Origin of the sequence: Bacillus sp. ILBB4 (assembly GCF_035064545.1) — a bacterium.
GTDB lineage: Bacteria > Bacillota > Bacilli > Bacillales > Bacillaceae_H > Priestia.
The window spans coordinates 20,088-45,558 of record NZ_JAIQVD010000016.1 but is presented as its reverse complement, the minus strand read 5'-3'; the positions used below and the strand labels follow the sequence as shown (position 1 = coordinate 45,558).

The window sequence follows — 25,471 nt, the reverse complement described above, 5'->3', positions numbered from 1 at the left end:
AGTGAATAGTATGTCATCTATTACGTATATTAAACGTGCCTCACAACTGATTACAGTTAGAGGTGGAAGTAAAGAACCAAAACGTGCTCAAGATATGTCCGATATCGGTATTATCGAACACGGCAGTGTTGTAGTGGAAAATGGGCTGATTACATTTGTTGGATCAGATGTTGAAGCAGAACGCTATGTTCATAAGTTGAATGGACATGTCAATACGATTGATGCTTCAGGAAAAATTGTTACTCCAGGTCTAATCGATGCCCATACTCACATTGTGTTTGGGGGAAGTCGTGAAAAAGAGCTAGAGATGCGATTAAACGGAGCTAAATATATTGATATCCTAAAGGCAGGCGGAGGAATTCTCCAAACAACGACAAGTACAAGAGAAGCTACAGAAGAACAATTGATTCAAGAAACCTCCAAACGTCTGAATCGTTTTCTACAATATGGAGTTACAACGGTTGAAGCGAAAAGTGGATATGGTTTGACACTGGAGGATGAATTGAAACAGTTACGAGCAGCCAAAAGGCTGGACGAAAGACACCCTATTGATATAGTTTCTACCTTCATGGGAGCTCATGCTGTTCCAGTTGAATATAAAGAAAATCCAGACGAATTTGTTCGTTTAGTGATAGAGGAAATGATTCCAAGAGTTGCAAAAGAAAATTTGGCTGATTTTTGCGATGTTTTTTGTGAAGAAGGAGTTTTTACAATTGAACAGTCGGAGCAAATTCTTGAGGCAGGAAAAAGGTATGGTTTAAAACCAAAAATACATGCAGATGAAATTGTTCAATTTGGCGGTGCAGAGCTTGCAGCCAAGGTGGGAGCTGTTTCGGCCGATCATTTATTACAAGCATCGGATGAAGGTATTAAACAAATGGCTAAAAGTGGCGTTATTGCAGTCTTATTACCAGGTACAGCGTTCTTTTTAATGGAGAAGCCTGCGAATGCAAGGAAGATGATTGAAGCTGGGGTGCCGGTTGCTCTTTCTACAGATCGGAATCCAGGGTCATCACCTACTGAATCGTTACCTTTCATTATGAATCTAGCATGTCTTACGATGAAGATGACGCCAGCTGAAGTTCTGACAGCATGTACAATTAATGCAGCTCATGCCATTGGAAAAGCTGATGAAGTGGGAAGTATCGAAGTAGGAAAGAAGGGGGATCTTGTTTTATTTGATGCACCGAATTATCAAACGTTGCAGTATAACTATGCAGTGAACCTCGTAGATACTGTCATTAAAAAAGGACAAGTGATTGTGGAAGGTGGGGCTTTACGTGACGTACCCGTACCCACAACTTAATCGTCCCTCTTTTCATTGGGAAAGACAGCGTTCAACTGAACCTAAGGTAAGTGATTGGATCGAGACTTTTGAGGTTCAAGATGAAATAGATTTTCAAGCTGTAGATGTAACCATTTTGGGAGTCCCTCTTTCCAGATCTTCTATTAGTGCATCAGGAGCAAGTGAAACTCCCCTTGCTATGAGACAACTATGGAAATCGTTTAATCCGTATCATATCGAATATGATACGGATTTGACCCCCTTATCGGTTTTAGATTTAGGCGATGTCAAACAGCATGTAACAGATATTTCACTTTCTCATCAGTATATTAAAGAAGCAATGATTTCAATGCGGAAATATCACCCTCATACACTGCCTATCGTGTTAGGGGGAGATCATTCGATTACGGCTATGTTAGTAAAAGGCTGGAAAGAGTCGCATCCAGAACAACGTATAGGGATTCTTCAATTTGATACACATTTCGATTTACGCAGTTTAAAAGATAACGGACCATCAAATGGAACACCCATTCGAAACTTGATTGAGAGTGGTACGGTTGAAGGGAAAAACGTTTGGAATATTGGCCTGCATGGGTTTTATAACTCAAAATCGCTCAAAGAGTATGCAGATACCCACAATATTAATTACGTGACCTTACTTCAAGCTAGAAAAACAGGAATCTCTAATACAGTTGAAAAAGCATTAGACGATTTAGCTAAGAAAGTGGATGTCATCTATCTTACAGTAGATATGGATGTTCTTGATGTTGCTTATGCCCCTGGTGTACCAGCAGGGACTACAGGAGGAATGAGAACGGATGAATTGTTCGAGGCAATATACATTGCGGGCTCACATTCATTAGTCCAAGCGATGGATATTGTATGTTTAGATCCCTTACGCGATAAATCAGGAATCACTGTTAAAGCAGGAGTTCATGTATTCTTGAATTTTTTAACAGGCTTTGCAAATAGAAAATAAACTATTAATTTTCTTATCCTTTTGAAAGTGACAAATCTCTGGCGATTTGTTATGAAACTTTCTTTCCCAGGAAGAAAAGTGACAAATGAGAGAGGAGAGAAGTAATTGATGAAAAACAATTATCGCTACTTTATTATTTTTATGATTGTTATTATAACCATCATAAATTACATAGATAGAGGAGCACTTTCATACGCTCAGGCTGAAATTATTCAAGAATTCAACTTAAATCCGGTAAGCTGGGGAGCAATTTTGGGGTATTTTGGATATGGTTATATTTTCGGTGCACTATTCGGAGGAGCGTTGGCAGATAAGAAAGGTCCTAAGTTTATGTGGATTCTTGCTGGAACCACATGGTCTATATTTGAAATTGGGACAATATTTGCTGGTCACATAGGTGCAGCGTTCTTTGGGGGTTCTGCATTAGCCGGTTTTGCGGTATTTCGTGTGTTATTTGGGCTGGCAGAAGGGCCTACCTTATCTACAATGAACCGAACGATGGCAAATTGGGTGTCCCCAAAAGAAAAAGGTTTTTCTGTAGCACTTGGCTTAGTTGGAACGCCAATTGGAGCATTGGTCACCGCCCCCATCGTAGTGGGTCTTCTCACATTCACTAATTGGAAGGTAACATTTATTATTCTTGGCTTATTAGGTTTTATTTGGATATTAATATGGAGAAAAATATTTACAAATTTACCTGAAGATCATCCAAGAGTTTCACAAATTGAACTTCAAAAAATTCGAAGCACAGATAATTTAATAAAGGGTGAATTACAATTAGATAAAACAAATCCCCAAAATGTTCCTTGGTATTATTTTTTTAAAAACCCAACATTAGTAATGAATGCTATTGGGTACTTTGCATTTTTGTATGTCAATATCTTATTACTAACTTGGACTCCAAAATATCTGCAAGATGAATTTAATTATTCTTTAGCGTCTCTTTCTTATATAGGTATGATTCCATGGGTAGGTGCTATTGTGACAGGATTAGTAGGAGGGAAAATTTCGGATAAGTTACGTGAGAAAACTGGAAATTTACGTATAGCTAGATCCGGGTTCACAGTAGTCTGCTTATTTTTTACAGCTATTTGTTTTATGCTAATCCCCACGGTTGGAAGTGCGACCTCAGTACTTTTATTAATGTGTATAGGTAATGCCTTTAATTACCTACCCAATTCGATCTATTGGACAGTTGTTCTTGATACAGAGCCCAATAAAGCAGGAACTTTTGGGGGAGTAACTCATTTCATTGCGAACCTGGCTACTATTATTGCGCCTACACTAACAGGAAGCCTTGTTGCCACACATGGATATAATGCTATGTTTACTGCTGCTGCCATTGCCGTAATAATTGGAATGGTATCTATGATATTTGTAAAACCAGGACAACGAAGTCATATATCGGATATGCATAATGAGGAAAATATCATATTATAGTAACCATTATTCTTCTATAGGATAAAGAGCTTCTATCAAAAAGAGATACCTAATTTGAGGACGAAGGAATATAAAACCATGAAAATAAATAGCTGTCAACAAACATGCTTCTTAATAAAACAATAGTTTTGTTCTACCCTACTACTCAGGTATCGATCTACTTTATTGTATGCTTTTAAACATATATTTTCTTATATCAAATTATTACTATAGGATAGCCAAGCTTTTCATTTACCAATATAACAAAAATTTTTGAAACATAAGAAAAAGCCAAGGCTTTCTCAAAAAAGCGCTTGGCTACTTATTTATTCCTTCATTTATTTTGAACTTTGGTTAAAATCTTACTTAGTTAGATTTTCTGAGGATAAGTAAATGGAGAATACAATCAATACAAGCTCCTTTTCAAGGTATTACCAATAAAATTATTAGAATATTACTCCAGTTGAAGGAGAGGTAAATTTCTTATGGCGGAACACAAATTTAAAATGGATGATGCTCCACTTAATAAGTTTCATTTAAAGATTACTGCACTTACTTTTGGGTCTAATTTTACCGATGGTTATGCTCTTGGTATTATTGGTATAGCTCTTGCTCTAATTGGACCAGAAATGAAACTTAATTCCATGTGGGAAGGACTAATAGGCAGTTCAGCTTTAATTGGCCTCTTTTTAGGAAGTCTAGTGCTTGGAGGGTTATCCGATCGTGTAGGTAGACAGAAAATATATTTGTTTAATTTTCTAGTAGTTGCTATTGCCTCTGTTCTACAGTTATTCGTAAATGGTCCAGTAGAGCTATTTATTTTACGTCTAATAATAGGATTTGCTCTAGGAGGTGATTATGCCGTAGGCTCAACCTTACTTGCAGAATTTGCGCCTAGAAAATATCGGGGTATCTTACTAGCTTCTTTAAATGTGCTCTGGACAGTTGGGTATGTTGCTGCGACCATAGTCGGCCACTATTTAGGCTCAAATGACAACGAATCATGGCGATGGATGCTTGCTACATCGGCAATTCCTGCAGTTATCGTACTGCTATTAAGAATTGGTACACCTGAATCACCAAGATGGCTTATTAGTATGGGACGTAATGAAGAGGCACGCCAGATTGTTAAAAAATACATTGGGGTGAATGCGGAAATTGATGAAAAGGTAACAGAACATCAGCAAAACCAAGGATACCTATCACTTTTTAACAAAGAAATTTGGAAGCGCACTACTTTTGGTGGGATATTTTATGTTTGCATTGTTATTCCTTATTTCGCTATTTATACCTTTTTACCTTCAATATTAAAAAGCATGGGGTTATCTGAAAATTTTACAGTAGATCTTTGGCTAAATGTATTTCTAATTGTTGGATCGTTGGTTGGACTTTGGCTTATGGAAAAACTTTCTCGGAGAAGTTTCACCATTGCAACGTTTGCATTGATGACCATAAGTTTATTTATGTTGAGTATTTTACAACGGCCTGATATTTTACTTATCACTTTGTTTTTAATGTTTACTTTCATTATATCAGCAGCTTCGAATCTAACATTGACATATCCTGCGGAACTATTCCCAACTGAAATACGCGGGTCGGGAGTAGGTTTTTTGACAGCTTTCAGCCGGATTGGATCGGCTGTCGGAACATTTCTTTTGCCTTTGAGCTTAAATAATATGGGATTAGGTGCAACAATGATTGGAATGTCTGCGATTTTATTATTAGGTACTATTGTTTCAATTATGTGGGCGCCTGAAACAAAATCTCTTTCTCTAAGTGAAGCAAGTAACCCTTTAGAAGATAACCCTTTACATGTAGAAGATAAGACAACCCTAAACTCTATGAATCGTAAAGCTTAAACAAAATAAGGTCAGCTTTTGCTCTCTTATATAGACATTAGATTCTAAAAAGTTAGCACTGTAGAGAGGGAAAGCTGACTACAGAAATTTACTATTAAAAATTAATTTCAGATTAAATACCATCACATTGAGGAGGAGTAACCTTGATTGAAGTAAGAGAAAAGAAAGTAGTAATTGAAGACAACCTTACCATTAAGGATCTGGTAGCAGTAGCTAGGCATCATGCTTCTCTAGAACTCTCTGAGAAAAGGAAGAAGCGTATTATTCAAGCAAGGAAATTAGTGGAGAGATTTGTAGAAGAGAATCAAGTTATCTATGGAATTACGACAGGTGTAGGAGAAAATTCAAAAGTTAGAATTTCAACAACCGAGTCTAAAAAAATGCAAAAAAAATTAATCATGAGCCATGCTTGTGGGGTAGGCGAGCCTTTAAAAACAGAACAGGTCAGAGCTATTATGGTTATGATGATTCAAAACTTTTCACAAGGTTATTCAGGTATAAGACTAGAAACAGTGGAGGCTTTAATTAAACTATTAAATAAAGGAGTTACACCGATTGTTCCTAAAGAAGGATCTTTAGGTTATTTAAATCATCAGGCCCATATTAGTTTAGTTCTTCTTGGAATGGGTGAGGCGAAATACAAAGGGATAGTCATGAGTGGAAAAGAAGCTCTTCAGTCCATAGGTATTTCTGAACTTGAATTGCATGAAAAGGAGGGACTTTCTCTTATTAATGGAACGGTTGATATGACAGGGATTGGAGCCTTAGCAATTTACGATGCTATGAATTTGCTCAAATCTGCCGACATTATATCTATGATGAGTTTTGAGGCTTTGCGCGGAACTTACTATGCGTTCGATCCAAGAATTAGCCAAGTGAAGCTTCATCCAGGACAACAAAAAACAACTTCAAATATACATAAAATTATTAATGGAAGTAAAATTGCTGAGACATTTAAGGAGTATAGAACCCAAGATGCTTTAAGTATTCGATCAATTCCTCAAGTGCATGGAGCCTGTAAAGATGCTATGAATTATGCAAAGGAAGTGGTGGAAAGGGAAATGAATTCAGCAACTGATAATCCTCTGATTTTTCATGAAGGGGAAAAAGGGATTGCTATATCTTCTTCTAATTGTCATGGCGAAGCAGTAGCTTTAGCTATGGACTTTTTAACAATTGCTATCTCAGAGTTAGCAAATATTTCTGAAAGAAGAGTTTTTCGACTTTTATCCCCCCAGCTTAGTGAATTGCCTGCTTTCTTGGTTGAGAAGAGTGGGGTGAATTCAGGGTATATGATCTCACAATATGTGGCAGCAGCATTAGTCTCTGATAATAAGGTATATTCCCATCCATCTTCAGTCGATTCGATCCCTACAACAGCAGGACAGGAAGACCATGTAAGTATGGGAACATCTGCTGCTTTGAAAGCGTTGAAGGTTATTTCGAATACAGAGAAAGTCCTTGGAATTGAGTTGATGTGCAGTGCCCAAGGTTTAGATTTTCTAAAGCCTTTAGAATCAGGAATGGGTACAGAAGCTGCATATCAATTACTTCGACAACACGTTTCGCCACTAGAAGATGACCGAGTCATATCAGAAGATATAAACCAAGCGGAAAATTTAGTCCATACAGGAGCACTGGTTAAACAGGTAGAGATACAAATAGGAGAGTTGCAAGTCTAAAAAAGAATTGATATGAACTATTTCTCTACTTAATATAATATCTCTTAACTGAATCTATGTAATGAAGAATCCTTGGGGTAGTGAATTTCCACCAAGGGTTCTTTTTCCATGTATATGTTAGTTCCTATAAAAAAGTAGGATACTGTATCTTTTTTATCTATATACCCTATAAAAAACCCCTTTGTAAGGCTTCTTATATCTAGATAAAACAATCTTCCTAGAATTAAGATAATAATTCATAAAAACTAAGTTACTCTTCATAGTAGTATCCATGACAACTTTCATTAAATTAATACTTGTCTTAATCAATTATTAAACTTCCCCTCTATATATTTTTAAATTACAAAAAGTAAAAATATATTTATATATATGCTGTAACCTACCTGACATAGTATCGTTATAAAAAGAAACACTACTGCCCCTTTATTGTTATAAAGATATGGTATGATTCATTAGGTCGGTATGGCATGTTTCATCATGCATTTCAGCTCGTAAAAAGATTCTTCTTTCCCCGTCAGGAGTAGGGAGAAATCTTTTTGTATTTACCAATTTCACTCACTATCTATCCATACCGATCTATATGCAAAACATAACGTAGAGGTTTACTTTCATACATGTTAGAATCTATCTTTTGTTTGCGCATATTTTTATATGTGTCTTTTTCTTTCTCCTATCTGACTTCCTATTCCATTTGCTTAAAATTAGATAGGAGCTTTTTTTGTGAGCCACATTTTTAGCATTCTAGGTTAGGTTGATTCTAACCCCACCAGAAGAAGAGGACTGTGTTATTGTTTTTGCTTCCCTCTGTTGTTTAGTAGAACTTTTATATTTCTTCATAAGTTCATGAATACTCGCTACTTGAATAATCCGTATATGCTCTGAAGACACTGCATAACGAACAGGTGTAATCAAAATGACGGAAGGGAAGAGGGCTGGTCGATCTTCTGGCTGCCAATGCAAAGATCTCCACTCATCCGAAAAGAAAAACTCTTCATAGAAGTTAACCTTCGCTTGCATTTTCTGCTCAGTATACTGATTACGTTGAATTTCAATCCAAAAAGGAGATCCTTTAAAAATACAAAAGAGATCCGGTTCAATTCCTCCTTTTCTTCCTGTTGGTTTATCTTCCACAATGACGTGTTTAGGTACACTATACGTATACATTTGCTTATAGACATCCAAAATAGAAAGGAAATGTAATATTTTTTGAGAGTTCTTTTTGATCTTTGCATCTACAGGCAAATAGACGGTCGGAGAGTACTGCTGTGTACGTTCAATTAGCCCTAATCGATATAAACGCACCATCACACTATTACACGCATTTATGGGCGATTTCAGCTGTTTAAAGAATAGGTCAACTAATGAGTCTCGATCCACGGCTCTAAATTGATTGATAAACGCTATGATGGCTTTATCACGTTGAGATAAACGGAAGCTCATCGCTGCTCCTCCGTCTCTAATAACCCAAAGATGGATTGGGATGCCACTTCTAGTTCTGGTTCAGGATCTTTCACAAGCTTTTTATAAGGAGTAAGTATTTCCTTACAAGCTTCTTCATCTAAAAAATAGGCTTGAAACTCTTTTACCTCATCAATTTTAATCTTCATGCGTCCTCTGGCTGCAGCATCAATTTCTTCTGCACCGATGACTCCGGCTACTTTCGCATTTATCGCATCAGCCTGCCTTCCAGAGATCCGAACCCGTAAGTTTGCTTTTAGTGCTGAATTTAACAAATCGGCATCCGGACGCTGCATCGCAATAATCGTATGAACACCTAGTGCACGGCCTTGGCTGGCAAACTGTTGAATCATCTCTACAAGATCGGTTTCTCTCTTCACGATGGACATTTCATCAATGACCACAACAATACGAGGCAGCTTAAAAGGTAGTCTCCTGATATGCGTTACACCATGCTCTAACAACAAATCGCCTCTTCGATACATTTCAGCTCGTAATAAAGCAAAAGGTTTTCTCATATCCTTTGCCTCAAAACAAAGCGCATCCACATGCTCAATCCCATGAAATAACCCCAAATCAGCTCGTTTGAGGTCGACTAATACTAATCGCAGGTCATCAGGCAATGTATATTTCACCCATGTTGTGAGGATTACACGCATGAGACTGCTTTTTCCGGCTCCAATTTCGCCAGATATCAATAAGGTTTCTAAATCCGCAAAATCCCATGAAACGGGATTTCCATAGATATCTTGACCAATGCATACGGGAAGCTCCATTTTCTCAAGATGAGAATAAATGACTTCATAACTATAGTTGAGCATCTTAGGTAGGCTCTTATGATGAACAGTAATACTAAAGTTCTTTAAGCTGCCATTTATCTCGATATTGCTGCCTAATACTTGGCGTAATGCCCATCTTTTTTTATTTAAAAGTTCAGGATCAATGCCATTCAGTAAGGAAAAAGCATACCGAGTGTAGGTGTGCTGATGATCGATCCGATGGATCTTCGGAAATTGATAGGAGGTACGATCCCCACGCTTTATGACCCGATAAATCTCTGCCGTACGAAACGCTTTAATAAGCTTTCCACGCAATTTTAGTTTCTCAAACATCTAAAACCCTCCTCAAAACATAAAGGTCGCAAAAAAGTAAATCAACGCGCTATAGAAGGTGACAGGTAAGATAAACCGCATGACCTTTGCGAACTGATCCACAAGATCAATTACACCCCATCGCTCTAATACCCGTTCGATGATAGCAATTCCTAAGACAATGCCTCCTAGGGTCAGAATAGTGGGGTTAAGCATGGCAAGTGGACTAAAAGGAACAAACGAATAAGCGTTATAAGGACGAGGTTTTATTGAAGAGGTTAAAGAAGGTTTATGAAAGAAGTTTCGAAAGTTAAACCATTGTGTTTTTCTCATGCTGGTACCTACTTTCTTCTTTTTATTTTTTCGTCTTTCATGTCTCAGTTATTTCAGCTCAACACATCCGGTCGCCCCCTTCGCCTCTTCGGCTCAGCTCCCTTACAGATTCTGTGAAGGGCGTCATTATGCATATAAAGCTTGTATAACCGAGGTAACGATACTGAACTAGATACTAATTAGGGAATGGAGTTACAATTCTTTAGATACTATGTAGCGACTGCAGTAAGCTTGCCTGTCCACTCAAAAAATAACAAAGAATCCTTACCGCAGTAGGTAAGGGGTAGTTAATTATGTATGAAATTATGGGATTTTATATATTAGGAGTTGTCCTAATAGCTTATTCTTCTTATGAAATGGACGAGACATTTGAGGTCGTCCAAGAGAACAAAAATAGAGGGCAAGCAAAACTACATGATCTTATGACATAATCAATGGATTTTAGTTGGGGGTAAAGTCAACTAACTATTTTGAGAGGAGAGAATAATGTATGAGTGTTATATGGACACTAATTGTAGGTGGAATCATTGAATGGCTTGCTGGTTTACTTACAGGACGTGACGTTCCTGGAGGTATTATTGGTAATATTATCGCTGGTTTTATAGGTTCTTGGTTAGGTGGTCTGATCTAATGTAGTTAATTCAGCAATTAGTGTTGATATTGATAAATAATTGATATCAAAAAACCTTCTACTCCTGTCAGGTAGAAGGCTTTTTGTGTGATGGAAATGTCATTATATACCCTGCGAGAAAGGTAACACATTTATTCATTACCAATAAAATCATAATTTAAACAGATTACATAGGAAAACCTTCTATCCTATAGATAGAAGGCAAGATAGAAACATACTATAAGCAAAGGTAGATGACTTAGATAACTTTACCTTTATTTTTATACCCAGAAGGAAAGAACTTAAACAAATAAAAAACCCTTCTACTCATAGAGAGTAGAAGGTCACATGGATGACATCTTGCTAAAATCTAGGGTATTACAAATAGCATAAATGAATCCATTTATATAAACCATTTTATATACTAAAAGGAGGAACTACCCTTGACAAAAAATGTAATAGATACGTATGATAATGAGGAAGCAATTGTCAGAGCTATTCAAAACTTAAAAACACAAGGATTTCAGGCGAAGGACCTTTCCCTGGTCACTATCAAAATATTGATAAAGAGGACTATTTAGAAGTAGAAAAAGTGACCATATCAAAAGAACTGGTCGTAACAAAAGAAGTAGTTGTAGGTAAACGACGAAAAGTTCAATAAATAGGCTAAGAATAAAATTCAAGTTTGTGAGCATACTAAGAACATAGGAACCCCAATTCCTGATATTCCCTTAAGTATGTATTTTTAGAAAAGCTACTCATTTGAGTAGCTCTTTTTTAAAAAAGCCAAAGGGAACATGAATGAGCTTACTTAATCTCATTTTATTTTTTAACTCAAATAATCCATCGATAAAAATAAAGGGAAACCTAAAGGGGAACAAACTATGAATAAAATGACTCAAGAATTACATGCTTTTTTATTGCAGCATGTGAATGAAATGGCTCAAGAGTGGCTAGATTCTCGAGAGATAGAAGAGCATTCTGTTTACACAGCTGATGCTTCTTCAGAGGTAACGGAATATCTTCGAGAACAAAATCACTATTTTACCCGTGCGATAGTGCAGGCCCTAGAAGATGGATCTTTTAAAAATCTTAGTGGCTGGGTTCAAAAAATTACGACCAAACGAGCTTGCTTAGGGAATCCTCTGTATCTGAGTATCCGCCATTTTAAAATGTTTCGTTTCATTTTTCTTAACAAGGTTGAAGCATTTGTAAGTCTCCATCAATCTAGTATTATACAAAGAGATATTCTTTTATGGAACAGAACTTTAAACGAAGCCTTTGATCGGATGATTGAACTCTTTACCATGTATTATGGGCAAGTAGCAGAGGCGCAAGCATATGCTCAAAAAATGCTAATTTCAGAACTTAGTACACCGGTTATCAGTATTTCAGATACAGTTGGTGTCCTTCCTCTGATTGGTCAGATTGATGATTATAAGAGCAATGACTTTGTAGAGAGAATTATGGTGCAAGCAAAAGACCTTGAATTATCCTGCCTAATCATTGATTTATCAGGCGTACCTTCCATTGATACAATGATGACCAATGAATTGTTTCAAGTGGTAAATATATTAGAATTGCTAGGAATCGATACAACGATCACAGGTATCCGTCCAGAGATCGCTTTAACAGCCGTTCAATTGGGTATAGACTTTAGTAAAATAAGAACCTATGGAAAACTAAAGGAAGCAGTAAGTAACCTTTGCCATGTAAGGTAAAAGAATTATAGTCTTCTTGTTGTTGGATAGAAAACAGAATGTTTAACATATCACAGCTTAACTAACTTTTGAAAGACCTTCGTGTAAAGAATTGATTATAGATGGCTATTCTGTACGAACATAAATAAAATTTGATTCATAAAGACTTAGCCTTGCCGTGGGTAGGCTTGCGATTAAATACGATGGAAAACAGTATCATTCTCTAATAGCGAAAAAAGCACATGATTGAAAGAAAGGTGCTTTTTGGAGGAAACAATAATATAAATTAATGCGAATCAGTGGCAGCAGTATTATAAACCGTATACCTTAATTTCTAAAGAGAGTTAGAAAAATATTAAATAAAAAAGAGAAGGGGTAAAACCCTTCTCTTTTTACTCTATAACGACCTGGGCCTAGCATAGGGTGACGTCTGTCCAAAAAATTAAAAAATTCATCCATCAACTGTTTGGATTAGTTTCATAAGCTAGTAACTTAAAGGGAACAGGATCTCTATGTTTCTAGTGAATGTTTTTGCACCAGAACCTTACAAATTAACACTGCTCATATCCGGATAACGTTCTCCTGCTGCCACACCTTTTGGGGCTACTTCATTAATACGATAAAGTTCTTCTTTGGATAATTGAATTTTAAGGGCTCCAATATTTTCTTCTAGATATTGAATTCGTTTTGTTCCTGGAATCGGGACAATATCATCTCCTTGAGACAGAATCCAAGCAAGTGCCAGCTGTGAAGGCTGACAGTCTTTTTCTCTTGCAAATTCTCTAATTTGATTCACAAGATCTAAATTTTTTGTGAAGTTTTCTCCTTGAAAGCGAGGAGAAAAGCGACGATAATCATCTTCTGCCAAGTCTTCAAATGTTTGAATTTGCCCTGTTAAAAAGCCTCTTCCTAAAGGACTGTAGGCTACAAATCCAATTCCAAGCTCACGGATAACAGGTAAAATTTCGTCTTCGACATCTCGGCTCCATAGTGAATATTCCGTCTGAATAGCTGTTATTTCATGTACTGTATAAGCACGGCGGATCGTTTGAGGAGCTGCCTCAGACATGCCAAGGTAGCGTACTTTTCCCTCTTGAACTAATTCAGACATCGCACCAATTGTTTCTTCAATTGGAACATTAGGATCTACTCTATGCTGATAATAAAGATCAATATAATCTACTCCTAAGCGGGATAGACTTGCATCACAAGCTTGTTTTACATAGTCTGGATGGCCATTAACTCCTAAAAATGATCCATCTTCCCCTCTTACATTCCCAAACTTTGTAGCAATAATAACTTGATCACGTCGATCTTTAATAGCTTGACCAACTAATTTTTCATTTTGGCCAACGCCATACATATCTGCTGTATCAAGAAAATTGATACCCAGTTCGATGGCACGATGAATGGTTTTTACTGATTGGTCATCATTTCGTCCGCTGTAAAAATCAGACATGCCCATACAGCCTAAACCAAGAGATGAAACCTCTAAATCGGATTTTCCAAGTGTTCTTTTCTTCATATTAATCATCCTTCCTGCTTAAATTAAGGTTTATAATAGTTAAAATTATCTGAATATAACTGATTTTATTATAATCTAGGATTAAGAAATGAGTAAAGAATAAGGGTTTTGGCGCAAAGATAAGTGGTAACATTAAAGGAATAGATACTGATTCATGAATGGATTAGTGATTCCTTAGATACTATGTAGCTACTTCAATAAGCTTGTTTGTCTACTCTCAGAAATAAAAAAGAAACGATACCGCAGAAGGTGATCGTTAGATGGTAATGGAATATGTGCTCTTTTTTCATGCTTGGGATTGACCTAGTGGCTTATATTTTTCATGAAATGGACGAGAGATCTAAAGATGTCCCAAGGACTAAAGTTAAACGTAATAATAAAAAAGGAACTGACAATTGAATGTCAGTTCCTTTGTATTGTATAAATGTAGTCATTCTTCATCTTCATAAATAAATAAGCCATTTACGAATGTTTCGAAATCAGGAGCTAATTCCAAAATAAGTGTGTCTTCTCCCCATTCTAGATCCATATAAATTATAGGAGGAGTATCTTTTGTATGCCGATAATCAAATGCAATCCACCAATGTCCCTCTCCACATAGTAGAACAATATCTTTAGGTAAGTCCCATTCTTCTATATAATAATCACTGGATAAGATGCCTTCTTTTCCTATTCCATAAATTTCAGGAACGTTTACATGATCGTTTGCCCAATTTGTTGGAACAGAGGTAGGATAGTCACAATACTTTAAATTGCCCCCATTCTGTATTTTACATAACTCAATATAGGATTTTGGTAACTTCACACCCAACTTCTTTTCTGCTTCGTTGACCATTTCTTCTGTTAATTTTTTTGATTGACTGTATCCATCATCCCAAATATCTCTCATTTCCCCATCCCTTTCAACCCTTACCAACTAAATGCTTTTCTTCATGCCACATTCCCTGCATTCACGTAAGAAAACGCCACCTTTTACGGAACTTTTGAAGTAAGCTGAGTTGCAGTGATCGCATCTTCCACTAACTTTATCCGGAAATTCATCGTATTCATACACTTTATCAAGATCTATTTCTTGCCGCTCTTTCTCTTCCATGTTGATCACTCTTTTCTAATTGACTGTTATTAGATTACCACAAATAGTGAAGATGAAATTATTTTATGTAAAACGAACATCAATTAGCTCACTTAACTCCATTTTATTCTTCAATTCGAATACTTCATCTTTAAGAATAAATGAACCTCCAAGAGAATAAATAAACTGAACGAAACCCATTTCTGTCATGCACTGTCCTTGCTTATAGTATGTAAAATAGACTTTTAAGTTGAGATTTGCTTATTGACTTTATAAAAAGAATGGAATAAACTAACCTAGTACTCAAATTAAAGTACTTTAATTTAATTACTATGATAAAAGTATTTTAACTAAAAGATATTGCGTTTAAGAAAGGATGCAAACATATGAAATTTACTCAATTCTTAAAAACAAAAGGAGCAATTGGTGCAATTGTAATGGGGATTTTCTACGCGATTGCTATGTTAGGTATTTTCTTACCTGGTTATACAGCTATTCCAGGAAATGTTGATAAACTTCCTATTGCTATTGTTAACGATGATGCTGGTCAATACGGAGAAAAGATCTCCGGTCAATTAAAAGAAAATTTACCATTTAAAGATATCGAGACGGATTTAACTAATAAACAAGCCTTGAAAAATTTAGAAAAGAATGATTTAGCTCTAGTGGTCCATATCCCAGAAACATTCTCTGCGGATATGCAAAAAGGTGAAGTGTCATCAAGTATAGACTTTACAATTAACGAAGCAGGGGCCACGACTGTTTCTTCTACGATGAAATCGGTTGTTGCAGAAATTAACAACCAGTTAAGTGCACAATTCTCGCAGCAAACAGCTGAAGGTGTATTAATGAATTTTAATGTACCGAAAGAACAAGCTGCTGAACTAGCCAAAAAGATTGAAACAGCTTATACAGGAAATGTAGTGACAATTAACGAAATTCCAGACGGTATGAATCAACAAAATCTACCTATGTTCTTAACAATGGCTGGTTATGTTGGTGCTATGATCGGAGGAATGCAATTAGTAAGTGCATTTAAAGCTAGTCGCGGAAGAGCAAGTAAAACACGTTTATTCACTTATGTACAAGTAACTGCATTAATGATTGCCGTTGTTTCATCACTAGCTGCTACAGGGATCACTTACTTAGTGAATGAGCCAAGTGGTAATTTATTCTTGAGTATAGTAGGACAACAAATTTTAAACTATATGGTATGTTTCAACTTCACAGCAATTTTAATATTCCTAGTTGGTGAAGGCGGTATGATTTTAAACTTACCAATTTTATTAACACAAACATTAGCAAACGGTGCAATCATGACACGTGATATGATGCCATTACCATATGAATGGATGAGTCACATCTCACCAATGTATTATTCCGTACAAGCGTATTTTGCAAACCTATATGGCAACATAAGTCCAAGTCCATATATTTGGTCAATGGTTGCAGTTGGTGCTGGAGCGATGTTAATTAACATTGTCATCGTTGCGTTTTTCCACAAGCCAATGCCAGTAGAAGGATTAGACACTACTGAAACTACAAATGTAGAGAAAGCTGCTGAAGCCACAGCGTAGTTTTGCTAAAATAAGAAGATAATTCTTTTTGAAGGAGAATAAAGAATGTCTATTCAAATTTTTATATTAAGCAAACTGATGGAGGATAATACCTATCCTTATAAATTAAAAAAACAGCTTTCAGAACCCATTCCATTAGATCAATTAAGTGGGTTAACAGAAAGTAAACTGTATTACCACTTTGATTCGTTAGCAAAAAAAGGGTTAATCGAGACAGTCGAAATCATAAAAGAAGAACACCGACCTGATAAGCAAATGTTTAGGATTACAGATAAAGGTCGTGAAGAATTACCCAAAAAGATCTACAAGTTGTTTGAAAGTGCGGATGCTATTAGTGATATGGTAGTAGGTTTAGCAAACCTAAAATATGTAGATCGTAATAATGTAGTTGGAATTTTAGAAAAAAAATTAAAGGATTTTACGGATCGTTGGGATTATATTAAGGGTTATGAAAAGCATATTCAGAAAGACAAAGAGAAGGAGAAGTTTGTGGAATTTATGAATGGATATTTTTCAACGAGATCAGAGCATACCATTCATTGGCTTGAAGAGTTAATTAAGGGTATTAAGCAAGGAGAAATATAAGTACTATATACTCTCTAGAGTACATTAATTCTTCACCGTAGCAAAAAGCTCGTAATCGCAAGTAAGATTCTATTCAAGAAAACAAGGATATAACGTAATGAGAATCAATGACAGTAGCATTGAAAAACGTATGCCTAAAGTTCTGAAAAGAGTAAGGATACGGTTAAATTAAAAGAAGAGAAGGTGTAAAAAACCTTCTCTTTTTCTTATATAATCGTCTATACTTAAATACTCTTCTTCATACCACATTCTCTGCATTCACGTAAAAAAACGCCACCTTTTACGGAACTTTTGAAGTAAGATGAATTGCAGTTGTTATATCTGCCACTGACCTTATTATCAAGACCCAAATCGAAAAAAACATAGAAAATAAAGGTTGATACATATTGCACATGAATAATAGGTATTAACCTTTTAATCTTTGCTCAACAACCACGACCGATTGATGAACTTCCTTAAACATCTACGGGCCTAACATCTGAAAACAATATCTAAGCTATCGTTGTAATTATTGGTTGATCCCTTGTAATAATTATTGTGTGCTCATATTGTGCACAAAGACTATTATCGGGCACACATAAAGTCCACCCATCCGAACTTACAACTGTATACTCTGCTCCAGTTGATAAAAAAGGCTCGACAGTAATAACCATACCTTCTTTCAATACCCGTTTATCACCCTTGTCATAGATATGTAAAATATCTTCAGGGGCCTCATGTAAAGACCTTCCAATGCCGTGACTGCAAAGATCCGTAATTACCTTATAACCACCTTTTTGGGCCTCATTTTGAATAATTCTTCCGATTTCATTCAATCTCACCCCATGTTTAAGTGAAGAAATAACTTTCATCATGGTAGTGTGTGTGTATTGACAGAGACGTGTTACAGAAGGGTTATATAAAGGGATCTGAAAGGAATGACCTGCATCGGCAAAGTAACCATTTAACTCAGCAGAGACATCAATATTTATTAGGTCACCTTCTTGAATCTTCCGATTCCCCGGTATTCCGTGAGCAACCTCATGGTTAATGCTAATGCATGTGTTACCGGGAAAATTGTAGGTTATCTTTGGTGCAGAGACCGCACCATATTTTCTTAAAAAACGTCCCCCGATTTCATCCAATTCTTTGGTCGTCATTCCGGCACGTGTCTGATTTTTCATTTCACTTATTGTTAAAGCAACGATTTTGCCGATTTCCTTAAGCCCATCAATATCATCCTTACCTCCAACTGTCATGTATGAACCCTCCAATTTTTTTGATATTTTCATTTTATCCAAAGTAATGTTTCCGATTCTGCATAAACTGGTCCGATTGCTTAATATCACTTATTACAAAGTTACAAAACTCATACCACTCACCCCCTTAATCATGTTAACGCTCGATCTGAAGACCTCATCACGCCTCCATTTGCAACAAACTTAAGATCCTTTATAATCTATACATATTAAACTATATGTATAGTATCTAAATAACGAATCTAATACTTATAAGAAAAGAGGATATATGCTCTTATATTGAACATAATATCCTCTTATTAGTTTAGTCTATTTAATGTTTATCTGGATATTCGGCATAATCATATACTTTAGTGAGATCTATTTCTTGCTCTTTTATTTCTTCCAGGTTGATCACTCTTATCTATTTGGCTTTTATTGAACTAACACAATTACAGCCATATAAAAGGAGCTTGCTAAAACTACTCTGGTTTTTCCACTAGTTGCATCTGAAAAATCTGCGTTTCTTGAATACCTGCTCTTTGGAGTTCATCTTTAAATGATTCTCCTTCTTTTAGCTTAATAATCCTGTTTGAACCGTCACGTAGCGTGTATACTCTAAAATTGTACATGAATGTACCTCCACCCAAATAAATGATTCCTGTACACGATTTCTTCAGGAACTAAGCAAAGCGAACATCGATGAGCTCGCTTAACTTCATTTTATTCTTTAACTCAAATACGTCATCAATGAAAATAAATAAACCCCCAAGAGAATCAACAAACTGAATGAATCCTGTCTCTGTTATGCTTTGGCCTCTCTTATAATAGGCGAGGTACACTTGTTTATTTGTATGTAAGGCTTCAATTGTTGCTACTTTGGGAATATAGCTCTAATAATTCTTGATGGGGCAAATTATTCGTACTATTCGTTTTAGTAAAATATTCCAATTTCCATTTTTGTGTTTCAATAGCTTGTTTGCTAGTTGGTTTATCCCATATCGGATACAATCTAATTGCCATTTTACCTTTTGTGGTAGCCGTTTTAAGGATTTTTTGTTTTAAAAGAACTTCTTTTGGAAAAACGAATTGTCCAAATCCTTTTCTACTAGTGAAGATATTAATAACCAATAAATCGGTAGCTTTTTCATATGAAAAGGCTTGGTTTTTATGATTTTCCTCTTTTTCCCAAGGGGTACAAATTGTCCTACCTTATTAGGTGTAGTTTTCGCCACCCTAAATCGTACAGATTTTGAATTTAGCTGAAGCGCCATAATCTGAATTCTGAACTTCTTCTCGAATAGCTTTTATAACCAAGTGATTTGATTCATAAAAGTTCTCATTTACATATGTTAACGCTTTATAAAATTCATTCATTATTTTTACCCCTTATATTTACATTCCCAGACTTAATACTCTTTAATCCATAGTACATGGTTTGTATTGCTTTTTTCTAGATGGCATCTAAATATCTTAAATAGCTCAGTACTGGTGGTATAGCAAAGCTATCCATGTCTTATAACAGCTCTTTAACCCTTATACGTTGTTATCCTTTAAATATATTATTGAGGATGGTTTAGGATCTAGGTTTATAATCTCTGAAATAGTTAACATCATAGATAATATCACTTGCACTTTTTCCATAAAGATTCTGAAAAACTTGAACAGCGTAGGAGTCCATCATACCGGAGATATAGTCAGCAATCATTCTTTCTTTACTTTCTTTACTTTCCCCTGTTTCTCTAAACTCTACTGGTAACAGTAAATTATCTTTATTAAATGTATTATCAGAGAAGGCATCGAATAAACCTTTAATGATTTTCTCACCCTGTTTTTCATATATTTGTACAACATTTGATCTGTTTATACATTTAAAGGTAAATGCTTTAAGGCTATCTACAAAATTATCTAATGTTACAAAACCTAATTCCCTGTCGTTTTTTGTCCCTGTTTTTTCTATAAATTTTTTGTCAACTTCAACAACACCAATGTCGTTCACTAATCTATTTACCAAGTTAGATGTTAGTTCTTTTCTTAAAAGTAATCCGAATATTTCAGAAGAATGGTAATTAGAAGCTGATCGGGCATATTCCCTTGCAATTTCAACCAATCGCTGGAGAATCATGTAATTCTGACTATTCTTAGTGCTACCTTTAAATTCAAACATAAATTCATCAATATTAAATACTCCTAGACTCAATGCATCTTCTAAGTCATGAGCAGCATAAGCAATTTCATCTGCTAAGTCTACTATTTGAACATCAAGAGTACGAGGAAAAATATTATTTTCAGCTAATATAAAATGGAGTTGTTCAAAATCGTCTTTATATATAAATTTTTCTATATCCATGCTAAAAGGTTTATAATATTTTACAATACTCAGTAATGATCTTACTGTTAAATTTAAACCTCTTTTTTTAGGTAGCTTTTTTTCTAAATTATTTAGGACTCTCAGAGTCTGTGCATTTCCTTCAAATCCACCTTTATCTATCATCAATTTGTTTAGAACTCTTTCCCCATGATGGCCAAATGGTGGATTTCCTATATCATGAGCAAGAGCGCCTGTTTCCACAACATAGGTGTCATTTCTATAGATCTCTTTATTCCCAGACTGATTCCGTAGCCTTTCTACAATACCTCTAGCAATCTGAGCAACTTCTAAACTATGTGTTAATCTATTACGATAAAACTTATCGCTTTGTATCCCTAGAAGTTGCATTTTCCCCTGAAGTTTTCTAAAAGACGTGGAATACAATACCCTAGAATAATCCCTCTGATACTCGTTTCGGGCTCTTTCAGTAGGTTCTTCATTGTGTATTCGGTCACTTAATTGTTCAAGTGGGTAGTAAAATTCTTTTAAGAATTCTTTTAAATCTTTTCTTTTTTTGTTCATTAAAATCCCCCATATTAAAGGTATAGACATTGTATGGTATTTATCTAAAGAAATATAATTTTTAAAAAATTGGAAAGTAAAAAGAAAGCCTACAAAGACTCTATTACATACACAAAACTTGTATAAACCCGGTAACACTAACGAAATAGATAATGTGGGATGGATTCGTGATTCTTTAGATACTATGTAGCTATTGCAATGAACTTTCCTATTCACTCAAGCAATGAGAGAAAAAACCTATTGAAGTAATTGGTAAGTAGGTAGTGATGTTAGGTGTGCTTGGCTTTTATATGCGAGGGGGTAATTTAATAGCTTACCTCTTTCACTAAGTCGACGAGAGAACTTAAGATGTTCTAACGTTTAAATTAGAATGTAAAGGGAAACAGTGACAGAGTGATAAATCGTATACTTCAGATCTTGATAATAAGGAAAACGGGATGAGTTTTATTTTGCTCTTTCTATATTTCCTCAATTTGCTGTACAACAGAGATGCTAGGAAAGAGAGAATGGATGCGAAATTTGAATTGAATAAAATTCCAAGAGATTGATTTTAATTCATTAGTCTCTTTTTCCAAAACAAATAGTCCTTTACGGCCCAAGTAATTTGCGGCAACACTCCCATTTTTCTTTTGTAATTTTTCCATTCTTTTTCATAATCAATATCATAATCAAAAGGTAACAAGTAAATCCATTCATCTATATTAAAAATCCGCATAATCTCCTGTTTATGCTTTTGGGTAAATTGATAAGAATAAGTGTAGGCATCTTTCTCACACCAATGCAATTTATTATATTGATTATCTTTTAATAATTCAGAGTAACCAATAGAATAATCACTTAGCATGATATCAAGTCTTTTTCCAAAAAATAAAGCTTGTCTAAAATGCCTTAATTCATGTGATAACGTAAATGGTATATTGACATAGAACACCCTTGAATTTTCGGAAAAATTTAAAATCCTTTCTTCAATCATAAAAATTACATTCTCTGGATGCATGAATATTGCTGTGGCATTTTCACATGCTAAAAATTTGTTCACTTTGAACTGTAATTCCTTACTCATACTTATGTCTTTAAAATCTCTATCATTTTTCAATATATATATACTTACATTACTCTTTCTTATATCCTGAGAAAATAAATTCATAACTTCATTTATTTGCTTGTTTTTGACAAATTCACTCTTATTGATAATTTTCAACAGACTACCCCCGTTATAAAAGTTTTATGTCCGAATATTTTGATGGGTGGTGAAAGATTAAAACTTCTATTTGAAATAGCTTGCCTCTTTTACATTCTCTGTAGAAAAAGGTCTGTGATTACACTTAGGAAAATTGATGATTTTTACATTCAAAGCATATGTATCTATTTTTCTTTAAACTATATAGACATTACCATTTATAGTATATTCAATATTAAATATACAATTCATTTATTCTATTATTTATTGAATTGAAGTATACACTAATATAAAATTACATAAATTGAATTATTTTTATAAATAGTAGTTTTACCCTCTACTATTTATTAACGACAAATATGGGCTTTTTCTACAAGATAGGTAAATGATATAACTATTTTTAATAAAATATGTTAACTATTACTCTTATATATAAGATAAAATTAATCATTACTTAAAATGTAAAATTAATTCCATAATATTTTTTTACAAATAAGTATTTCTTATTTATTTATCATTTAATGTTTTTGTTTCAACGTTTGTTTGTATAAAAAGGTTAAATTATCCATTCATCTCTTATATACTAAAAATAGAAAGTTACTCAACGTATATAGGGGAGTGATCCAATATCAAGTGTAAAAGAAGCTGTATATATTCATTGTGGAACGAAAAGGGGTGTTTTTAAACCCGAAGAAATCACAAAATTCAGCCACATGCATTCCAGAGGATTTTTTGCTTGCCCAGGTTGTGGTGTAAAGGTCTTTCGTAAAAATCAAAGGGGACAACCAACATTTGTTGTTTCATCCACTAATACTTATGCATATAACTGTCTTTATAAAGAATGATAAAAATGACATATTCTATAGAAGAAGCTCGTCAAAAAAGTAGCCTTTGCTCAACGGGAGCAAAGGCCATTTAAAACTCAGAGAATTGGAAGATACTTTATTAGTTTGGGCCAAATTTACAATATACACACTTTTAAACTAATATAGAGCTCGATTTTACAGTGAATGACTCATAATCATAGAGTTTATTTCGTCACAGAGAAAATCTCAGTTATCTGAGGAAAAACCGAAATTCATCTTCCCTTTACCTAACCTTATTAAGTGACAAGTGTGTAGAAGCTATGATATGTTAGCACTTCTACATATTATTTAAAAATAAGAGGATGAGGTGTTTGAATATGAATAAAACTGAACTAGTAGATGCAGTTGCAACAAAATCTGAATTAACGAAACAGGATTCAAAAAAGGCTGTAGATGCGTTATTTGAAACGATTTCTAATACGCTTGCCCAAGAAGAAAAAATTCAATTAGTTGGATTTGGTACATTTGAAATACGTGAGCGCGCAGAGCGAACAGGTCGTAATCCTCAAACAGGTGAAGAAATGACCATTCCGGCTTCAAAGGCTCCTGCTTTTAAACCAGGAAAAGAATTAAAAGAAGCCGTTAAATAAAGATGCCTTATAAGCAAGCCCCCTCTAGCTTCTAGAGGGGGCTATTTTTTATAGTGAAAAATCCCTAAAGACCTACACCCAAATATTATCTAATCAAGGCTTCTATTTCTTGCGTCGTCTTAGAATTAGAGGTAGGCTCTTTGCCAAGTCTAGGTTTCCAATTACCTAACTTGTCTTTTAAGTAATCTTTTAAAAAATCACGTTTCTTTTTTCGTCTTTTATCCCTGTTTTTCATAAGGAATCACCACCTTTAGGTTACTTAATAGATTCAATTTATCCTTATTATAACTATGTTGAAAAACTCACTCTTTATGCTAAATCTATAAGTAATAAGTAGATCATCTTACTAGTCAAAGGTATACTTTTAGGTATTGTTTCAAAGTATTCCAGAAGACGCTTTCCATTGTAAGAGTAACAAAAGTAGAACGTGAAGAACGACCAGATGATCCTCATATGTATTGTCATAATCAATAATAAAGAAAGCAGGTTAATAAATATTAACCTGCTTTCTTTTCTAACGAGAACTTAAACGGTTTCTCGTTAGAAAGGATTTTATGGTTTCGTAGAAGAAGCATCCTCATTCTCAGAGGTAGAAACTTTCCCTTTGAAATTAGATGGATGTTTTCCATGCACATCATTGATGTTTGCTTTATCAGAAGTATATCCAGCAGTATTAAATCTGTCATCCCCTATTGCAGGCTGAGAATTCTTAGACTGATTTTTCATCGTGTACCTCCTAGTTTGGGTTGGGGTTGGATAGGTTCAGTATGCTCATATTCACCGTATTTTATGAGGATGCACTTAACGTTTTATCTCTATTCAGTCGAAAGAGTTGGATATTTAACCTAAAAATAAAGTTTAATCAAAAACGTTCAACGAACTCATATTCTACGGCACAAAAAGGAAAAAGGATATAAAGTCATACGAATCAGTGGCAGCAACTTTGTAAATTGGGTGCCTTAAATTTTAAAAAGAGTGAAAACACGATTAAACTAACACAAAGGCGTAAGCTCTTTGCTTATGAAATAAATAAAAAAGAACTGACAATTGAATGCCAGTTCTTTTTTATCGTATAAATATAGTCATTCTTCATCTTCATAAATAAATAAGCCATTTACAAATGTTTCGAAGTTAGGAGCTAATTCAAAAATAAGTGTGTCTGCTCCCCATTCTAGATCCATATAAATAATAGGAGGATTGTCTTTTGTATTCCGATAGTCGAATGCAACCCACCAATGTCCTTCTCCACACAATAGAAGAATATCTTTAGGTAAGTCCCATTCTTCTATATAATAATCACTAGATAAAATGCCTTCTTTCCCTATTCCATAAATTTCGGGAACATTTACATGATCGTTTGCCCAATTTGTTGGAACGGAGGTAGGGTAGTCACAATATTTTAAAGATCCTCCATTCTGCATTTTACATAACTCAATATAGGATTTTGGTAACTTCACACCCAACTTCTTTTCTGCATCGTTGACCATTTCTTCTGTTAATTTCTTTGATTGACTGTATCCATCATCCCAAATATCTCTCATTTCCCCCAA

23 protein-coding genes and 3 pseudogenes are annotated in these 25,471 nt (G+C 34.9%); 10 read left to right on the top strand and 16 right to left on the bottom strand.

Annotation, left to right across the window (positions count from 1 at the left end; genetic code table 11):
* Positions 1 to 10 precede the first annotated feature (10 nt).
* The 5 genes from hutI to hutH all read left to right on the top strand — a co-directional run bounded on the left by hutI (position 11) and on the right by hutH (position 7,224).
* Positions 11 to 1,306 (top strand): imidazolonepropionase, encoded by a 1,296-nt coding sequence (gene hutI / locus LAV82_RS29330; protein ID WP_211079447.1) that lies wholly within the window; start codon positions 11 to 13, stop codon positions 1,304 to 1,306.
* Entirely contained in the window at positions 1,281 to 2,264 is a 984-nt protein-coding gene (locus LAV82_RS29325) for an agmatinase family protein (RefSeq protein ID WP_211079446.1), read from the top strand. Before hutI ends, LAV82_RS29325 begins: the two co-directional genes overlap by 26 nt.
* A gap of 108 nt (positions 2,265 to 2,372) precedes the next feature.
* Positions 2,373 to 3,704, top strand: a complete 1,332-nt coding sequence (locus LAV82_RS29320; RefSeq protein WP_211079445.1) for an MFS transporter — start codon at positions 2,373 to 2,375, stop codon at positions 3,702 to 3,704.
* Between the two features lie 464 nt (positions 3,705 to 4,168).
* Positions 4,169 to 5,542 (top strand): MFS transporter, encoded by a 1,374-nt coding sequence (locus LAV82_RS29315; RefSeq protein WP_499717481.1) that lies wholly within the window; start codon positions 4,169 to 4,171, stop codon positions 5,540 to 5,542.
* A 143-nt stretch (positions 5,543 to 5,685) separates the two neighbouring features.
* Positions 5,686 to 7,224: a histidine ammonia-lyase gene (gene hutH, locus LAV82_RS29310; RefSeq protein WP_499717480.1), complete on the top strand. Its 1,539-nt coding sequence runs from the start codon at positions 5,686 to 5,688 to the stop codon at positions 7,222 to 7,224.
* A 741-nt stretch (positions 7,225 to 7,965) separates the two neighbouring features.
* Here hutH and LAV82_RS29305 read toward each other — a convergent pair.
* The 3 genes from LAV82_RS29305 to LAV82_RS29295 are packed head-to-tail and all read right to left on the bottom strand — an operon-like array spanning position 7,966 to position 10,106.
* A complete protein-coding gene (locus tag LAV82_RS29305; protein ID WP_499717479.1) occupies positions 7,966 to 8,664 on the bottom strand; it encodes a hypothetical protein in 699 nt (232 codons plus the stop codon).
* Positions 8,661 to 9,794 (bottom strand): FtsK/SpoIIIE domain-containing protein, encoded by a 1,134-nt coding sequence (locus LAV82_RS29300; RefSeq protein WP_499717478.1) that lies wholly within the window; start codon positions 9,792 to 9,794, stop codon positions 8,661 to 8,663. Before LAV82_RS29300 ends, LAV82_RS29305 begins: the two co-directional genes overlap by 4 nt.
* Positions 9,795 to 9,806: 12 nt before the next feature.
* Positions 9,807 to 10,106, bottom strand: coding sequence for a hypothetical protein (locus LAV82_RS29295; protein WP_499717477.1), 300 nt, complete (start codon positions 10,104 to 10,106; stop codon positions 9,807 to 9,809).
* A gap of 490 nt (positions 10,107 to 10,596) precedes the next feature.
* On the opposite strand from LAV82_RS29295, the pseudogene LAV82_RS29290 reads away from it, so the two are divergent.
* Together LAV82_RS29290 and LAV82_RS29285 are read left to right on the top strand one after the other, a co-directional pair.
* A pseudogene (locus LAV82_RS29290) lies at positions 10,597 to 10,734 on the top strand (GlsB/YeaQ/YmgE family stress response membrane protein); the annotation flags it as partial.
* Between the two features lie 866 nt (positions 10,735 to 11,600).
* Positions 11,601 to 12,437, top strand: a complete 837-nt coding sequence (locus LAV82_RS29285) for an STAS domain-containing protein (protein WP_211079440.1) — start codon at positions 11,601 to 11,603, stop codon at positions 12,435 to 12,437.
* Between the two features lie 523 nt (positions 12,438 to 12,960).
* Here the strand turns inward: LAV82_RS29285 and LAV82_RS29280 are convergent.
* From LAV82_RS29280 to LAV82_RS29265, 4 genes are all read right to left on the bottom strand, one after another.
* Positions 12,961 to 13,941 carry an aldo/keto reductase gene (locus LAV82_RS29280; protein ID WP_211079439.1) on the bottom strand — a complete coding sequence of 327 codons (981 nt, stop codon included), beginning with the start codon at positions 13,939 to 13,941 and terminating at the stop codon, positions 12,961 to 12,963.
* Positions 13,942 to 14,371: 430 nt separating this feature from the next.
* A complete protein-coding gene (locus tag LAV82_RS29275) occupies positions 14,372 to 14,830 on the bottom strand; it encodes an SMI1/KNR4 family protein (protein WP_016766724.1) in 459 nt (152 codons plus the stop codon).
* Positions 14,831 to 14,857: 27 nt separating this feature from the next.
* Positions 14,858 to 15,034 carry a DUF8096 family protein gene (locus LAV82_RS29270; protein ID WP_211079438.1) on the bottom strand — a complete coding sequence of 59 codons (177 nt, stop codon included), beginning with the start codon at positions 15,032 to 15,034 and terminating at the stop codon, positions 14,858 to 14,860.
* Between the two features lie 63 nt (positions 15,035 to 15,097).
* Positions 15,098 to 15,223: a hypothetical protein gene (locus LAV82_RS29265; protein WP_274609622.1), complete on the bottom strand. Its 126-nt coding sequence runs from the start codon at positions 15,221 to 15,223 to the stop codon at positions 15,098 to 15,100.
* 176 nt (positions 15,224 to 15,399) lie between these two features.
* Between LAV82_RS29265 and LAV82_RS29260 the strand changes: the two genes are divergently transcribed.
* Positions 15,400 to 16,590 (top strand): YhgE/Pip domain-containing protein, encoded by a 1,191-nt coding sequence (locus LAV82_RS29260; RefSeq protein WP_211079437.1) that lies wholly within the window; start codon positions 15,400 to 15,402, stop codon positions 16,588 to 16,590.
* A 45-nt stretch (positions 16,591 to 16,635) separates the two neighbouring features.
* A complete protein-coding gene (locus tag LAV82_RS29255; protein ID WP_499717476.1) occupies positions 16,636 to 17,175 on the top strand; it encodes a PadR family transcriptional regulator in 540 nt (179 codons plus the stop codon).
* A gap of 224 nt (positions 17,176 to 17,399) precedes the next feature.
* Here the strand turns inward: LAV82_RS29255 and LAV82_RS29250 are convergent.
* From LAV82_RS29250 to LAV82_RS29225, 6 genes and pseudogenes are all read right to left on the bottom strand, one after another.
* Positions 17,400 to 17,504 (bottom strand): annotated as a pseudogene (locus tag LAV82_RS29250) (DUF8096 family protein); the annotation flags it as partial.
* Positions 17,505 to 17,666: 162 nt separating this feature from the next.
* Positions 17,667 to 18,413 carry a type I methionyl aminopeptidase gene (map, locus tag LAV82_RS29245; RefSeq protein ID WP_211079435.1) on the bottom strand — a complete coding sequence of 249 codons (747 nt, stop codon included), beginning with the start codon at positions 18,411 to 18,413 and terminating at the stop codon, positions 17,667 to 17,669.
* Between the two features lie 461 nt (positions 18,414 to 18,874).
* Positions 18,875 to 19,024, bottom strand: coding sequence for a hypothetical protein (locus tag LAV82_RS29240; protein ID WP_211079434.1), 150 nt, complete (start codon positions 19,022 to 19,024; stop codon positions 18,875 to 18,877).
* Between the two features lie 232 nt (positions 19,025 to 19,256).
* A pseudogene (locus LAV82_RS29235) lies at positions 19,257 to 19,769 on the bottom strand (MepB family protein).
* 199 nt (positions 19,770 to 19,968) lie between these two features.
* Positions 19,969 to 21,285, bottom strand: coding sequence for a deoxyguanosinetriphosphate triphosphohydrolase family protein (locus tag LAV82_RS29230; protein ID WP_499717475.1), 1,317 nt, complete (start codon positions 21,283 to 21,285; stop codon positions 19,969 to 19,971).
* Between the two features lie 550 nt (positions 21,286 to 21,835).
* Positions 21,836 to 22,486, bottom strand: a complete 651-nt coding sequence (locus tag LAV82_RS29225; protein WP_499717474.1) for a hypothetical protein — start codon at positions 22,484 to 22,486, stop codon at positions 21,836 to 21,838.
* Positions 22,487 to 23,648: 1,162 nt separating this feature from the next.
* On the opposite strand from LAV82_RS29225, the gene hbs reads away from it, so the two are divergent.
* On the top strand, positions 23,649 to 23,921 hold the full coding sequence (gene hbs, locus LAV82_RS29220; RefSeq protein ID WP_098366594.1) for a non-specific DNA-binding protein Hbs: 273 nt from the start codon (positions 23,649 to 23,651) through the stop codon (positions 23,919 to 23,921).
* Positions 23,922 to 24,006: 85 nt separating this feature from the next.
* On the opposite strand, the gene LAV82_RS29215 is transcribed toward hbs, so the two are convergent.
* The 3 genes from LAV82_RS29215 to LAV82_RS29205 all read right to left on the bottom strand — a co-directional run bounded on the left by LAV82_RS29215 (position 24,007) and on the right by LAV82_RS29205 (position 25,462).
* Positions 24,007 to 24,156, bottom strand: a complete 150-nt coding sequence (locus tag LAV82_RS29215; RefSeq protein WP_211079431.1) for a hypothetical protein — start codon at positions 24,154 to 24,156, stop codon at positions 24,007 to 24,009.
* Positions 24,157 to 24,473: 317 nt separating this feature from the next.
* Positions 24,474 to 24,647 (bottom strand): hypothetical protein, encoded by a 174-nt coding sequence (locus tag LAV82_RS29210; protein ID WP_155404216.1) that lies wholly within the window; start codon positions 24,645 to 24,647, stop codon positions 24,474 to 24,476.
* A gap of 356 nt (positions 24,648 to 25,003) precedes the next feature.
* The gene (locus LAV82_RS29205) at positions 25,004 to 25,462 is read right to left on the bottom strand and encodes an SMI1/KNR4 family protein (RefSeq protein WP_029324147.1); all 459 of its coding nucleotides are present in this window, start codon (positions 25,460 to 25,462) and stop codon (positions 25,004 to 25,006) included.
* Positions 25,463 to 25,471: the final 9 nt, after the last annotated feature.

Bases quoted from the DNA above. Each gene is read 5' to 3' on its own strand.
- LAV82_RS29265 (WP_274609622.1), bottom strand. From the start codon at position 15,223: ATGACAGAAATGGGTTTCGTTCAGTTTATTTATTCTCTTGGAGGTTCA.
- LAV82_RS29270 (WP_211079438.1), bottom strand. From the start codon at position 15,034: ATGGAAGAGAAAGAGCGGCAAGAAATAGATCTTGATAAAGTGTATGAA.
- hbs (WP_098366594.1), top strand. From the start codon at position 23,649: ATGAATAAAACTGAACTAGTAGATGCAGTTGCAACAAAATCTGAATTA.
- LAV82_RS29320 (WP_211079445.1), top strand. From the start codon at position 2,373: ATGAAAAACAATTATCGCTACTTTATTATTTTTATGATTGTTATTATA.
- map (WP_211079435.1), bottom strand. From the start codon at position 18,413: ATGACAGTTGGAGGTAAGGATGATATTGATGGGCTTAAGGAAATCGGC.
- LAV82_RS29260 (WP_211079437.1), top strand. From the start codon at position 15,400: ATGAAATTTACTCAATTCTTAAAAACAAAAGGAGCAATTGGTGCAATT.
- hutI (WP_211079447.1), top strand. From the start codon at position 11: ATGTCATCTATTACGTATATTAAACGTGCCTCACAACTGATTACAGTT.
- LAV82_RS29300 (WP_499717478.1), bottom strand. From the start codon at position 9,794: ATGTTTGAGAAACTAAAATTGCGTGGAAAGCTTATTAAAGCGTTTCGT.
- LAV82_RS29255 (WP_499717476.1), top strand. From the start codon at position 16,636: ATGTCTATTCAAATTTTTATATTAAGCAAACTGATGGAGGATAATACC.
- LAV82_RS29210 (WP_155404216.1), bottom strand. From the start codon at position 24,647: ATGAAAAATCAGTCTAAGAATTCTCAGCCTGCAATAGGGGATGACAGA.
- LAV82_RS29280 (WP_211079439.1), bottom strand. From the start codon at position 13,941: ATGAAGAAAAGAACACTTGGAAAATCCGATTTAGAGGTTTCATCTCTT.
- LAV82_RS29315 (WP_499717481.1), top strand. From the start codon at position 4,169: ATGGCGGAACACAAATTTAAAATGGATGATGCTCCACTTAATAAGTTT.
- LAV82_RS29275 (WP_016766724.1), bottom strand. From the start codon at position 14,830: ATGAGAGATATTTGGGATGATGGATACAGTCAATCAAAAAAATTAACA.
- LAV82_RS29240 (WP_211079434.1), bottom strand. From the start codon at position 19,024: ATGTACAATTTTAGAGTATACACGCTACGTGACGGTTCAAACAGGATT.
- LAV82_RS29205 (WP_029324147.1), bottom strand. From the start codon at position 25,462: ATGAGAGATATTTGGGATGATGGATACAGTCAATCAAAGAAATTAACA.
- LAV82_RS29295 (WP_499717477.1), bottom strand. From the start codon at position 10,106: ATGAGAAAAACACAATGGTTTAACTTTCGAAACTTCTTTCATAAACCT.
- LAV82_RS29215 (WP_211079431.1), bottom strand. From the start codon at position 24,156: ATGAAAAACAGGGATAAAAGACGAAAAAAGAAACGTGATTTTTTAAAA.
- LAV82_RS29230 (WP_499717475.1), bottom strand. From the start codon at position 21,285: ATGAACAAAAAAAGAAAAGATTTAAAAGAATTCTTAAAAGAATTTTAC.
- LAV82_RS29305 (WP_499717479.1), bottom strand. From the start codon at position 8,664: ATGAGCTTCCGTTTATCTCAACGTGATAAAGCCATCATAGCGTTTATC.
- LAV82_RS29285 (WP_211079440.1), top strand. From the start codon at position 11,601: ATGAATAAAATGACTCAAGAATTACATGCTTTTTTATTGCAGCATGTG.